This window comes from Hymenobacter elongatus (assembly GCF_004745955.1).
GTDB lineage: Bacteria > Bacteroidota > Bacteroidia > Cytophagales > Hymenobacteraceae > Hymenobacter > Hymenobacter elongatus.
In genome coordinates this window covers 1-13566 of record NZ_SRLD01000062.1, presented here as the reverse complement: position 1 = coordinate 13566, position 13566 = coordinate 1, and the positions used below count along the sequence as shown (strand labels likewise).

8 protein-coding genes and 1 tRNA gene are annotated in these 13566 nt (G+C 60.7%); 7 read left to right on the top strand and 2 right to left on the bottom strand.

Translation table 11 applies throughout. The features are described from left to right. Positions 1–294: 294 nt before the first annotated feature. Both E5J99_RS19950 and E5J99_RS19945 read right to left on the bottom strand, forming a co-directional pair. Positions 295–597 carry a hypothetical protein gene (locus tag E5J99_RS19950; protein WP_135499576.1) on the bottom strand — a complete coding sequence of 101 codons (303 nt, stop codon included), beginning with the start codon at positions 595–597 and terminating at the stop codon, positions 295–297. Positions 598–851: 254 nt separating this feature from the next. Beyond that, positions 852–2075, bottom strand: coding sequence for a DUF2652 domain-containing protein (locus tag E5J99_RS19945; RefSeq protein ID WP_135499575.1), 1224 nt, complete (start codon positions 2073–2075; stop codon positions 852–854). A 114-nt stretch (positions 2076–2189) separates the two neighbouring features. Here E5J99_RS19945 and E5J99_RS19940 point away from each other — a divergent pair. The 7 genes from E5J99_RS19940 to E5J99_RS19910 all read left to right on the top strand — a co-directional run bounded on the left by E5J99_RS19940 (position 2190) and on the right by E5J99_RS19910 (position 13461). Continuing rightward, a tRNA-Arg gene (locus tag E5J99_RS19940) sits at positions 2190–2261 on the top strand. A gap of 441 nt (positions 2262–2702) precedes the next feature. After that, positions 2703–3236: an RNA polymerase sigma factor gene (locus E5J99_RS19935; protein WP_135499574.1), complete on the top strand. Its 534-nt coding sequence runs from the start codon at positions 2703–2705 to the stop codon at positions 3234–3236. 533 nt (positions 3237–3769) lie between these two features. Then, positions 3770–4318, top strand: a complete 549-nt coding sequence (locus E5J99_RS19930) for a phage tail protein (protein ID WP_135499573.1) — start codon at positions 3770–3772, stop codon at positions 4316–4318. Between the two features lie 63 nt (positions 4319–4381). Then, a complete protein-coding gene (locus tag E5J99_RS19925) occupies positions 4382–4930 on the top strand; it encodes a phage tail protein (protein ID WP_135499572.1) in 549 nt (182 codons plus the stop codon). A gap of 279 nt (positions 4931–5209) precedes the next feature. Further along, complete coding sequence (locus E5J99_RS19920) at positions 5210–11359, top strand: Ig-like domain-containing protein (RefSeq protein ID WP_135499571.1); 6150 nt, start codon at positions 5210–5212, stop codon at positions 11357–11359. A gap of 419 nt (positions 11360–11778) precedes the next feature. After that, a complete protein-coding gene (locus E5J99_RS19915; protein WP_135499570.1) occupies positions 11779–12432 on the top strand; it encodes a response regulator in 654 nt (217 codons plus the stop codon). A 369-nt stretch (positions 12433–12801) separates the two neighbouring features. Beyond that, positions 12802–13461, top strand: coding sequence for a cyanophycinase (locus E5J99_RS19910; RefSeq protein ID WP_135499569.1), 660 nt, complete (start codon positions 12802–12804; stop codon positions 13459–13461). The last annotated feature ends 105 nt before the right edge of the window (positions 13462–13566 follow it).

The window sequence follows — 13566 nt, the reverse complement described above, 5'->3', positions numbered from 1 at the left end:
ACAGGCCCTCTCTCAGGCTATCGACTGCATTACCAGCCGGGACGCCCGGAACTGGTTTGACCACTGCGGCTATCACACACAAGCCGGCAAACGATAAGGATACATGGTTCACGAATCTGCTATAGCAGACGAATTTGTAAAGAAAACTTCCTTTTCTGCGTAAGGGAATGGAGGTCGGGGGTCTTGGGGTCGCTTGGGATTAGCTGAAGAAGTCGACCCGCGTTGCAAAGTGAGTGGTATGGTATTGCCTGATTGCTGCCATATTCCTGTGATTCGCTGACTATTTAGAGAAATTTAACCTCTAAAGTTGGCTACTGTAGGCGTAGTTAACTTTATAATGACACTGTCTTGCCGCAATACGATACTAGCAACAGATAGATTTAGGATGCCTTGAGCAGGAACATCCAACGTAGCGGTAAGCTGCCCGTTCGGTGCCTCAGTAATTTTGAACAAAACCTGCAACGTCTCTCCAATTATTCCAGTCCATTCTCCTTCTAGAGGCAAGGGAGCTAACTCTTTATTTTTCGCTGATACAGCTTCTACAGAAATCAGTGCAATTAGTAACAAGATCGTACGGACACCAGTCAAATTAAACATGTGATTACTAATGTTTTTTAGTTGGGAGAAATGCAATATATGGAGAGCATCAAAAAGTGTGGGGCATTCGGGTTAAGTAGCGGCTTGCTGAGTTAAGCCTAGCGCCTGATGATTATTATTGCCCCACACTTTTTGATGCTCTCCAATTCACGCCTGACACAACGCACAAAAAAGCACTGGCTGACCGGCCAGCGCTTCTATGAAAGAGTTGGGTAAGGACAAGCTACTTCCGTGGCGAGTCTTTTTGGTGGAGTTCATCCGTTGATACCGGTCGGTTTTTCCTGGCCTTGCCGATTTTGGCTCATCTGCTCGCACAAGGTGGCAAGCTGCGCTATCGACTGGCCCATAAACCGCCGCATGCGGCGCAGCTGGCCGAAGCGAATCAGGGCCCGGGCGCTGGCCACGTAGCCGTAGCGGAACTCCAGCGTCACGAGGCACGAGCGGGTGTCGACGGCCTCGATGAAGCAGAACAGAAAGGAGTTGGGGAAAAGCCGGAACAGCGAGATTTTCTCGACGTACTCCATCCGGTCGGCATCTTCGAAGCGCTGCACGGTCTGGAAGTCAATCTGGCCCCGGTTGAGGCTCACCTTGTAGCTGGTGCCCAGCCGCCCGGCCTTGGTCAGGTCGTAGGTCACCTCCCTGACGCCGGGCATCCAGAGGGCCCGCAGCCGGAAATTGCTCAGCACCCGCAGCGCATACGCGGCCGGCACCCGCACCGTGCTCAGCACCTTGAGGGCATTGCCGTCCACGCGCCGCTGCGCGCCGGTTTCGGCCGCCGGGTCCGGGTTTTGCAGCAGCACGCGCAGGGGCGACAGATAGGCGTAGCGGTAGCAGATTTCGCCCAGATGATCGTAGAGGCAGGTGCCGCGCAGTAGGCGCGTCCAGGAAAAGCTGCGCGCTACTTCGGCGGCGGGCTGGGTTTCGAGGTAGCCCTCGGACAGCAGAATGTACTCGTTGCCGGTCACGTTATTCTTCAGCAGCCGGTGCACCACTATCACGTCGCGCCCCATCAGCTTGGTAAACTCCCGGATCTGGGCCACGCTGACTTGGCCGAAATGCACGATGATTTTGATGGTCAGGTCGTGGGCCCGCAGGGCCGCGCTCAGCTCCGAGTCCAGGTCGCGCTCCACCAGGCGCAGGTAGTTTTGAAAGTCGAGAAAAATGCGGCGGCACTGCGTCACGACCTCCTGCACGGTGGGCGGCGCGCCGAGCCGATAGAACAGGATGGCGTCGCCCTGGATTTCGCTCACTTCCATGCTCAGCGTGTTAGCCTCTATCAGTATCTCCAGCAGGTCGGCAATGAGCTGGGGAGCCAGCACGCTCCCCGATTCCTGAATGAAGCGCGTGAAGCCGCTGATATCGGGAATGAAGAGCAGCGCGGGCACCATGCCATCGGCGGCTACCTCGGCAGTGGTAGCGGTAGTGGGTCGGCGGCCGGCAGCCCGACGGGCCGCGCGCATATCGTCCAGTAAACCCATAGAAAAACCAGAAAGAAATCAGAAGTGAAGCTAGCGCCCTATACGCAGGGCCTGGTGTAGCGGGTTTGGGCAGTAGGTTGCTTTCGCGTTACCTTTGTGCGAAGTAACGAAGCTGGCTGCGTAGTTCAACGGATAGAATAGGCGTTTCCTAAACGCTTGATATGGGTTCGATTCCCGTCGCGGCTACACCTATAGTTTGTTGCAGCACCGCCCGGCACCAGTTAATGGGCCGGGCGGCTTTGTTTAAGCCAGCCGATGCCATGGGCACACCTGAGGTGGCCTATTGGGTTTTACTCCAGCCCAATGGCACGCGGCGGGGTGAGTGGGCGTAGCGCCCCGGATTTGGGACCTATGCCTGCCCCGGCAACCTAAGGCTCAGCAATACAGGCATATATTTTTACAGAGCTGAACAGTGGGTTGAGCGGGCAGCAAAATATTTACAACGACTAGCCGACACGCGCAACAACTTCTTTTGGTCGGGCTAGTATACCCTCAAGCTTTTACCTGCCTGAGGCCGCATACCGCCTCAGTTTATTGGCCTTGCTCAGGCAGAGTCCCCGGTGCCGCTGCATACCGGCTACCAATTCAGGGCGGCTTCTATCCTACGCTTTACACCTATTGCTCCTGATGCCACCCCTTAGCGACGATGTGCTGGTTCAGCGTTTGTATGCCCGCGACGAGGCGGCCATGACGGTGTTTTATGACAAGTATGGCCGTATTCTCTACAGTGTTATCCTGCGCATCGTGCGCCACGAAACGCTGGCCGAAGATGCCCTGCAGGAAAGCATGATCAAGATCTGGTACTCGTTTGACTCGTACGACACCAACCGGGGCCGTCTGTTTACCTGGGCCCTCAATGTGTGCCGCAACGCCGCCATCGACCACCTTCGGACCCGGCACTACCACGAAAAGCAAAAGACCGATTCCCTGGAAAAAAGCGCGGCCAGCTACCAGGTAGCCAGCGTGGGGTTTCAGCCCGAGCACATTGGCCTACGCGAGCTGGTGATGGCCCTGAAGCCCAACGACCGCAAAATCATTGACCTGCTCTATTTCGGCGGCTTCACCCAGGCTGAAGTAGCCGACGAGCTGCAAGTACCGCTGGGCACCGTCAAGACCCGCGCCCGGGCCGCCATGCAGGCCCTATCCAAGGCGGCCCGCTGAGCCCGCGTTCTTCCTGCTTTGCCGGCACCTCCGTGACCTGCTACCTGCCGTGGTAGCCACTACTTTACGACCACCATTCCGGGAGGCAACACCTGCTGGCCAGACTGCTGAATAGCCTGATTTCACCCCCGAAATGTGAACCAACAAGCTGGTCTATATATGATTTATAACTATTACTAGAGTACTATTAAAACTAGATTTATTTCCGCAAATTTGCCCCGCGCCCGGCTACGGGACATCTGCTCTGCTCTCTATTACTTCCTATTGCTTTCGTTTGAATTGAGGCGGCTTTTGTCGGCTCAGCACCTGTGCAGTACCGATTTATTACTTCGGCAGCTCAGGGAGCTACAGCTATTTTTGTCTGCTTACCTCCTGCGAGCTTCTCAGGCAGCTCCTTCTACTTTGTTATACCACCCATGCCGTTTTTCCTGATTTCTCACGCTCTTAGTCAGGGCGGTAACGCGGGCGTTGGCTTTTCGGCTGTAGCACGACGCTAGAGCTATTTTTATCCACTTTTCCCCTCTTTTTCTTGTATGGACGAGTACATCGGCATCGTTAAACTTTTCGCGGGCAATTTCGCGCCGCAAAACTGGGCTCTCTGCAACGGGCAGCTTCTGGCCATCGCGCAGAACTCAGCCCTTTTCTCCATCGTGGGCACCGTGTACGGCGGCGACGGAATGAACACCTTCGCCCTGCCCAACCTGAACGGCCGCGTGGCCGTGGGTACGGGGCAGCTTGCGGGCGGCGGCAACTATGACCAGGGACAGACTGGCGGCGTGGAGAGCGTGACGCTGACCAGCAATGAGATGCCCAAGCACAACCACCAGCTGGTGGCCAACACGACCCTGGGCAATACGACTGCCCCGGCCGGGGCCCTGCTCAGCGTCCCGGCCGCCGCCGTCGCTAGCAGCGGCGACGAGGTGACGGTGACTGCCTACGCCAGCACCGCCGCCACGCTGGCCCCCATGAACCCAGCCTCGCTGAGCCTGGCCGGCCAATCTATGCCGCACGAAAACCGCCCACCCTACCTCGCCCTGACTTACATCATCTGCACCCAAGGCTTGTACCCTTCGCGGAGCTAACCCGGAGCCCAGGCCCGCCGCAACGATATTTTCTCCTTCCTTTCCCTTTTCGACTTTCTTTCTATGGACGAGTACATCGGCATCATCAAGCTTTTCGCGGGCAGTTTCGCGCCCAAAAACTGGGCGTTCTGCAACGGGCAGCTCCTGCCCATCGCGCAGAATCAGGCTCTTTTCTCCATCCTGGGCACTATGTACGGGGGCAACGGCACAACCACCTTCGCGCTGCCCAACCTGAACGGCCGCGTGGCCGTGGGCACGGGGCAGCTTGCGGGGGGCAGCAATTATGACCAGGGACAGGTAGGCGGCATGGAAAGCGTGACGCTCACTTCCGCCCAGATGCCCGCGCACACCCACCAGCTGGTGGCCAACACGGGCCCGGGCAACACGACCGCCCCGGCCGGGGCCCTGCTCAGCGTCCCGGCCGCCGCCGTCGCTAGCAGCGGCGACGAGGTGACGGTGACTGCCTACGCCAGCGCCGCCACCACGCTGGCCCCCATGAACCCCTCGTCGCTGACCCCCACCGGCGAATCGTTGCCGCACGAGAACCGCCCGCCTTACCTGGCCCTGCCCTACATCATCTGTCTGTACGGCGCTTTCCCTCCGCGGGACTAATACGGCAAGGCTTCCGGTCGGCCGCCTGGCAGGCCCGATATTCTATCCCTGCTGGTCGTTAGAGGCACTGTTCGGCTTGCGGAAGCCGGACAGTGCTTCCTCGTTTATCCAACCACTGTTAAATAGCACATAGTCAATACATAACCATTCAGCTACCCCTTTTCTTTCGGGCTTTCAGGCTATTATTCCCTAGTACCTTTGCCCACTGGTTTATCCTAAACGCACCGGTTAAACCCGACTTTCATCCCTTTTTGCCTCTTCTACCTTTCACTGCTACTTATGAACCCACTTTTCCTCCCTGGGCCTTATCGGGGCGCACAACTAGCGGCCGGGAACCAAGCCCGCCGAAGAGCAGCCGGCCGGGCGTATCCGGGCTGGCTGCTGGCCCTGCTGCTGCTGCTGGCCACCACGGGCCGGGCCCAGACGGCGGCCACCAAAATCTACTGGGTGCAAGGCAGCGCCACGCCTGCCGACGACCGGTATAGCTCCAGCAACCTCGACGGCACCGGGCAAGCAACGCTGGCCTCCGGCAACTCGGCCACCACGTTTTTCCAGCCGAACTCCCTGTGGGTAGATGCCGCCACCAATGTTGCTTACGTGGGCGACGGGGCCGTTGCCGGCAGCACGGGCATTTCGCGCTTCAACGCCAGCACGGGCGCTTTCCTGAGCACCATCGTGGCTGGCGGCAGCACTTTTGCTTTCAGTGGTGTGCAGGTAGCAGGCACCAAAATTTACTGGGTGCAGGGCAGCAACACGGCCGCCGACGACCGCCTGTGCTCGGCCAACCTCGACGGCACCGGACAAGCAACGCTGGCCTCCGGCAACTCGGCCACCACGTTTGCCAACCCGAACGCCCTGTGGGTGGATGCGGCCAGCGGGGTTATCTACGTAGGCGACGGGGGAAATGCCGGCAACACGGGCATTTCGCGCTTCAGCCTGACGGGAACCTACCTGAGCACCATCGTAGCGGGCATTTCCGGGATTAGCATTAACGGGATCCAGGTAGTAGGCAGCAAGATTTACTGGGTGCAAAGCAGCGCCACAGCTTCCGACGACCAGCTGAACTCGGCCAACCTCGATGGCACGGGCAAGGTGACGCTGGCCTCCGGCAACTCGGCCACTACCTTCTTCAACCCGCAGGCATTGCTGGTTGATGTACCCAACAGCACCATCTTTGTCGGCGACGGGGCCAGCAGCACCAGCAGCACGGGCATTTCGCGCTTCAGCCTGACGGGAACCTACCTGAATACCATCGTAGCGGGCGGTCTACAGAATATTAACGCTTTTGGCTCGAACTCATTACCGGCTGTGGCTCCCACGGTAACGACGGCGGCTGCCACCTCCATCACGCCGACCAGCGCGGTGCTGGGCGGCAACGTAACCGCCGATGGCGGGGCCACCATATCTGACCGGGGCGTGGTGTACGTGGTTGGCACTGGCACCCCCACTACCAGCAATACCAAAGTGCAGAATGGCACGGGCACGGGCAGCTTCTCGCAGAGCGTGACCGGCCTGGCCGCCAGCACCCAGTACACCGTGCGGGCCTACGCCATCAACTCGGCCGGCACCAGCTACGGCAGCAGCATCACCTTCACCACGCCCGCGACCCTGAGCACCACCGGCTCGCAGACCAACGTGAGCTGCTTCGGCGGCACCAACGGCAGCGCCACGGTGAGCGTGAGCGGCGGTACCACGCCCTATACCTACAGCTGGAATACGACGCCGGTGCAGACCACGGCCACGGCCACGGGCCTGAGCGCGGGCACCTACACTGTGACTGTGACCGATGCCAGCAGCGCCACGATTACGCGCAGCTTCACCATCACCCAGCCAACCTCGGCCGTGACCGGCACTACGGTAGTGACCAACGTATCCTGCAACGGCGGCTCGAACGGCGCCATCAACCTGACACCCAGCGGCGGCACTTCCCCTTACACGTTCCGGTGGAACAGCGGGGCCACCACCGAGGACCGCACGGGCCTGAGCGCCGGCACCTACTCGGTGACCATCACCGATGTCAACGGCTGCACGGGCACCGTTAACACCACCGTTACCCAGCCGGCCTCGGCCCTGACCCTGACCAAGGCCAGCCAGACCAACATTGCCTGCTTCGGCGGCAACACCGGCGCGGCCAGCGTGAATGCGGCCACCGGCGGCACGGCTCCCTACACCTACGACTGGACCCCCGGCAACCCGGTCGGCGACGGCACCCGCAGCGTGACGGGCCTGACTGCCCAGACGTACACCGTGACCGTGACCGATGCCAATGGCTGCACAGCCACGCAAAGCTTCACGCTTACCCAGCCGGCCTCGGCCCTGGCCACCACCGGCTCGCAGACCAACGTGACCACCAACGGCGGCAGCAACGGCACGGCGACGGTGAGCGTGAGCGGCGGCACGCCCAGCTATACTTATAGCTGGAGCCCGAGCGGCGGCACAAGCGCGACAGCCTCGGGCCTGAGCGCGGGCACCTACACCGTGACCGTGACCGATGCCAACGGCTGCACCACCACGCGCAGCTTCACCATCACCCAGCCGGCCCCAGTGACGGCCGCGCCGGTGGTGACGAGCCCGCCCCATGTTAGCCTGACGAACGACAATACGCCCACGTACGCAGGCACGGCGCCGGCCAACGCCACGGTGAACGTGTTCGTGGACGGCACTTCCATCGGCACGACCACAGCCACGGCCGGCGGCACCTTCGCCCTGACCCAGCCCACGGCCCTGCCCGACGGCACCCACACGGTGAACGCCACGGCGACGGCCGCCGGCTTGGCGACGAGTGGCAGCAGCAACACCAACGGCTTCACGGTGGACGCGACGGCCCCGACGGTAGCCATCACCTCCTCGACCGGCACCTCGGGCAGCACGACTTCGACTTCGCCCATTGCCTTCACAATTACCTTCTCGGAAAACGTGTCGGGATTTGTGGCTGGTGACGTGACGGTGAGCAACGGCTCCGTTTCGGGTTTCGCAGGTTCGGGCACAACTTATACCTTCAATGTGACCCCGACGGCCAACGGCGCGGTAACAGTGAACGTGCCGGCCAACGTGGCCCAGGACGCCGCCGGCAACGGTAACACGGCCGCCACGCAGTTCAGCATCACCTACTCGCAACTCGTAACGGCCGCGCCCGTGGTGAACACGCCGGCCAACGGCAGCCTGCTCACCACGACCACGCCCACCTACGCGGGCACGGCCCCAGCCAGCTCGACGGTCACCGTGTTCATCGATGGCTCGGCCAGCGGCACGACCACGGCCACGGCCAGCGGCAGCTTCTCGCTGACCCAGCCTACGGCCCTGAGCCAGGGCAGCCACACGGTGCGGGCTACGGCGCAGACCAGCGGCTCGGCTGTGAGTGCCGACTCCAACACCAACACGTTCACGATTGACACGGTACGCCCCACGGTAGCCATTACCAGCACGGCCAGCAACCCGACCAACACTTCGCCGATTCCGGTGACCGTGACCTTCTCAGAGGCGGTAACCGGCTTTGTGGCCGGCGACGTGACGGTAAGCAACGGCTCGATTACCGGCGGCCTCATCAACGGCTCGGGCACCACCTACTCCTTCAACGTGACGCCGGCCGCCAACGGCTTGGTGACGGTGAACGTACCGGCCAACGTGGTCCAGGATGCGGCTGGCAACGGCAACACCGCTGCCTCGCCGTTCTCCATTAATTATACCGTGCCAACCACGACGGTGACCTCCATCGTGCGCAACGATGCCTCACCGACCAATGCGGCCACGGTGAGCTACACGGTTACGTTCTCGGCTAGCGTGAGCGGGTTGTCGGCTTCCAACTTTACCCTCTCTACCTCAACGGCCATGGGTGCCAGTGTCACGAGCGTTTCGGGCGCGGGCACCACCTACACGGTAGTGGTCAGCACTGGTTTCAGCGACGGTACGCTGGGCCTGAACCTGAATAACTCGACCGGCGTTTCGCCCACGGTTTCCAACGTGCCCTTCAACGGGCCGCTGTACACCATCGACAAAACGGTGCCGGCGGCTCCAGTAGTTACAGAACCCGCCAATGGCAGCGTGACTCGCAGCACCCAGCCAATTCTGCGGGGTACGGCCGAGGCCAACACGACGGTAACGGTAGTCGTTGATGGCACTGCCGTGGGGACAACTCCGGCGGATCTGGGCGGCAACTGGGCCATCGGCCAGCCGACGGCGCTGGCCAACGGCTCGCACACGGTAGCGGCCCGCACCACGGACGCGGCCGGCAACACGAGCCCGAACAGCAGCACCAACACGTTCACCGTGGATACGGTGAGCCCAACGGTAGCTATCAGCAGCACGGCCAGCAACCCGACCAACACCTCGCCGATTCCGGTAAGGGTGACTTTCTCGGAAATCGTAACTGGCTTCACGGCTGGTGATGTGACGGTCAGCAACGGCACGCTTTCGGCCTTCTCGGGCTTCGGTGGTACGTACACGTTCAACGTGACGCCTACCGCAGCCGGTACCGTGACCGTAAATATTGCAGCCAACGTGGCAACCGACGAAGCGGGCAACAGCAACACTGCCGCCCCGCAGTTCGCCATTCAATATACCGTGCCCGTTACGGCAACCTCCTGGACGGGCACCAGCAGCACGGATTGGTTTGCGGGCAGCAACTGGACGGCCGGCGTGCCTACCAGTACGCTCGATGCCACCATTCCCGCTGGTATGCTCCGCTACCCCGTGCTGACTACCGGCCCGGCTGCGGCTAAAAACCTGGCTCTGGCCAGCACTGCTTCGCTCACGCAAAGCGGCGGCACCCTGGACCTGAAAGGCAACTTCAGCAACGACGGAACCTTCACGGCCACGGGTGGCCTCGTGAGCCTGAGTGGCAGTGCCAACCAGACCATCGGGGGCGGCAGCCGGACCAGTTTCTGGGACCTGACCGTAGGCCCGGCGGGCGCTACGCTCGGCGGCACCACGGACATGCAGCGTGTGCTCACTCTCAATGGCAACCTGACTACCAGCAACAACCTGTTCACACTGCTGTCGTCTGGCACGGCTACGGCCATGGTGGTCAATACGCCTGGCAGTGTGGTGGGCACCGCCACGGTGCCGCGCTACATCAGCCCGAGCCTGAACAACGGCCTGGGCTACCGCCACTACAGCTCGCCGGTGGTAAGCACCACGGTAGCCGACCTGACCACCACGGGCTTCGCACCAGTGGTCAACGCCGACTACAACACGCAGGGCAACACGGTGAATCCATTCCCGACCGTGTACGGCTTCGACGAGTCGCGCATCGTGGGCACCAGCGCCACCACCCAGGACTTCGACTACGGCTACTTCTCGCCCACCAGCCTGGGCTCGACGCTCCTGCGGGGCCGCGGCTACACGGTGAACATTAATGCCAGCGAGAAAGTCGACTTAGTGGGCACGCTCAACTCGGGTACGGTGCCGGTCGGTGCCCTGACCCGTGGCAACCAGGCCAACTCGGGCTGGCAACTGCTGGGCAACCCCTATCCTTCGCCCCTGGATTGGAAGCAAGCCCGGCTGGGCCTGCCAACCGGCGTACTAGATGCCGTGTACGTGTACAAGTCCAGCGACGTGTATGCGGGTACTTACCAATTCTACCAGAACGGGTTTGGCACCTTACCGAATGGTATCATCGGCTCGATGCAGGGCTTCTTCCTGCGCGTGAGTCAGCCGGTGGCCTCGTTCAACTTCCTCAACAGCTGGCGCTCCACAACCTACGAAGCAGCCAGCTTCGACCGACCTGCCGCCGACACCCGGCCGGCGCTGCAGCTGGATCTGGTGAGTGCCCAAGGGCCGCGTGACCCCGCTTACGTGTACTTCGAGGAAGGCGCTACTCCCGGCGTCGACGACCACTACGACGCGGAAAAGCTGCCTAATACCACCGGTCTGAACCTGGCCTCGGTGGCCGCGGGCACTGGCTTGGCCATCAACGGCTTGCCTTTCCTGCAAGCCACAACCCTCGTGCCGCTGACGGTGGGAGTACCCGTAACGGGCACTTACACGCTGCAGGCCGCTTCGCTGGCCAACTTTGGCACGGCGGCGGTGTACCTGCTCGATGCCGTAACGGGCCAGCAGATTGACCTGAAACAGCAGACCACTTACAGCTTCTCGGCCAGCAATGCCGCCCTGATTACGGGCCGGTTCTCGCTGAGCTTCGGGGCGCTGCGCCCCCTGGCTACCAGCAGCAGCGCGCTGGCCGCCGGAGTGGCGCTGTATCCAAACCCAGCCAGCAAAATGGCCTGGGTGGAGCTGCCCGCCGCACTGGGCCGCAAGCCCGTAACGGCTACGCTACTCGATGCGCTGGGCCGCGTGGTACGTACCCAGCAGCTACCGGCCAACGGCAACAAGGCCCACGCCTTGTCCTTGGCCGAGCTACCGGTGGGCGTATACTCGTTGCGGCTGAGTACCGAAGCCGGCCTGGTAACCAAGCGCCTTATCATCGAATAAGCGCTGTTGCCTACCGCACCAAAAAGCCCCCTGAAATTTCAGGGGGCTTTTTTTATGAATATCTGCCCACACGATTTGCGGTGGGGAGGAAGCCATTCGGAGAAGCTGTTTAGAAAGTCAAAAGAACGTCATGCTGAGCTTGTCGAAGCATCTCGCGTGCACTGGCAATTTGAATTACTACTGCACGCGAGATGCTTCGACAAGCTCAGCATGACGTTCTTTTGACCTTCAGCGACTTCCTAAACAGCTTCGTAGTTACGATCTGGAACAGACGAGGTGTTGGCAGAAAAAGCACGTATTTTTTCGGGGTGCTTTGCAAGCGGCTGCAGCACCCACTCTTGCGTACAATTTTCTGGTACGCCGGTCGTTTCCTACCCTTGCTGTCAGCTTCCCTATCTTTCACCTCACCTTTACCCTGTATGACGCGCATTATCCTGGCCGACGACCACACCATTCTGCGGGAAGGCATTCGGGCTTTACTGGTCGCCGAGCCCGATTTTGAAGTAGTGGGCGAAGCCGCCACCGGCCGCCAGCTGCTCGACTTGCTGGCCACTACCCCCGTTGATGTGGTGCTGCTGGACCTGACGATGCCGGATCTGGACGGCTTTGCCGTGCTCCCGCTGGCGCGGGCCCAATACCCGCAGGTGCGCCTGCTGATACTTTCTATGCTGGAGCACGAGCGCTACGTAGCGCAGGCCCTCGATGCCGGGGCGGCGGGCTATATCCTGAAAAACGCGGCTATTACCGAGATTCTGCACGCCATTCGGACGGTGGCCGTCGGGCAGCCATTTCTGTGTACTGAAATAGCGCTGGAGCTGCTGCGCAAGCTCACGCTGAACACGGAAAAGCACTGGGACGAAGGGAGCGAAGGGCGGCAGCCAGAACTGTCGGCGCGGGAGCTGGAGGTACTGCAACTCATTGCCGAGGGGCTGACCAACGCCGAAATTGCCGACAAGCTCTTCACCAGCAAGCGCACCATCGAAACCCACCGCCAGAACATCATCGAGAAAACCCAGGCCAAAAACACCGCCGCCCTCATCAAATTCGCCGTCAATAGCGGACTGGTGAAGTAAATAAGGAGCTAGTTCGGGCGACGAGTCGAACACTTATTTTACGGGGGCCACTACTTTGCACTCCGCATAATTGCCCATTTCTACTTTTGAGGCTGCAGTGCTTTTTTAGCAAAACAAACTAACCGAATTGCCTTCAACCGTTCAACGGCGTGTTTACCAGTCGCAACTCGTCCAGCGCCCAGAGTTATGGAGTAGAGTATCCGAAGAGAGGGCACCACCTAAGCGAGGCTTTCTACGCACGTATAGTAGCATGCTGATCGTAACGCGCTCCTAACATGCCTGGTCGTAAAAAAAACACCACCCGTTCGCACGACTCCAACCGCCCGAACTGCCCTACTCCCCAAGGTATCCTCATTGCCGTTGGAGGTCATGAAAATATCAGGAGAGGAACCTGAAAAAGGGTCCAATCAGGATCAGAACCGCAATTTTGTACCCGATGGCATCCTGACCCGCTTTGTTGAGGAGCTGGCGGGCAACGACCCGCTGGTGGTGGTGATTCCCACCGCGTCGTCGGTGCCGGATAAAGCCGCTGGCGACTACCTCGCGGTATTTGGGCGGCTGGGAGTGAAGCGCATCAAGATTCTCGATGTTCAGGAGCGGGCCGATGCCAACCACGAAGATGCCCTCAGGCTGGTGGATGAGGCGGCGGGCTTCTGGTTTACGGGTGGCGACCAGCTACGCCTGACCGCCCTTCTGGGCGGCACCAGCGCCGGCGCAACGGCCATGTCGACGCCCATGATTTATGAGGGATGCAATGATGCCGGTATGCGCAAGGGCGAAATTGCTATTACGACGGGCCTGCAGTTTATCCACGATGTCGCCATCGACACCCACTTTGTAGCCCGGGCCCGCATGGCCCAGATTATTGCCACCACCCCTACCTGCCTGGGCCTGGGCCTGGAGGAAGACACCGCAGTAATTGTGCGTGAGGGCTACAAAGTGGAAGTAATTGGCAGCGGCCTGGTTACTATTCTGGCAGGAAGCAGCTGCACCGCACCCAACATCTACCAGATTAACCGCACTATGTAGCCGGGGCGCAGAGAGCGGCCAGCAGGCGTTCTAAAAAGGGTTCATCCCAGGCCAGGCGCTTGCGTTTATTCTTGATACTGCGCTTGGTCGGGTCCTGTTTGAGCA

Excerpts from the sequence above, each read along its gene's own strand:
- E5J99_RS19950 (WP_135499576.1), bottom strand. The coding sequence starts at position 597 with ATGTTTAATTTGACTGGTGTCCGTACGATCTTGTTACTAATTGCACTG.
- E5J99_RS19945 (WP_135499575.1), bottom strand. The coding sequence starts at position 2,075 with ATGGGTTTACTGGACGATATGCGCGCGGCCCGTCGGGCTGCCGGCCGC.
- E5J99_RS19935 (WP_135499574.1), top strand. The coding sequence starts at position 2,703 with ATGCCACCCCTTAGCGACGATGTGCTGGTTCAGCGTTTGTATGCCCGC.
- E5J99_RS19930 (WP_135499573.1), top strand. The coding sequence starts at position 3,770 with ATGGACGAGTACATCGGCATCGTTAAACTTTTCGCGGGCAATTTCGCG.
- E5J99_RS19925 (WP_135499572.1), top strand. The coding sequence starts at position 4,382 with ATGGACGAGTACATCGGCATCATCAAGCTTTTCGCGGGCAGTTTCGCG.
- E5J99_RS19920 (WP_135499571.1), top strand. The coding sequence starts at position 5,210 with ATGAACCCACTTTTCCTCCCTGGGCCTTATCGGGGCGCACAACTAGCG.
- E5J99_RS19915 (WP_135499570.1), top strand. The coding sequence starts at position 11,779 with ATGACGCGCATTATCCTGGCCGACGACCACACCATTCTGCGGGAAGGC.
- E5J99_RS19910 (WP_135499569.1), top strand. The coding sequence starts at position 12,802 with ATGAAAATATCAGGAGAGGAACCTGAAAAAGGGTCCAATCAGGATCAG.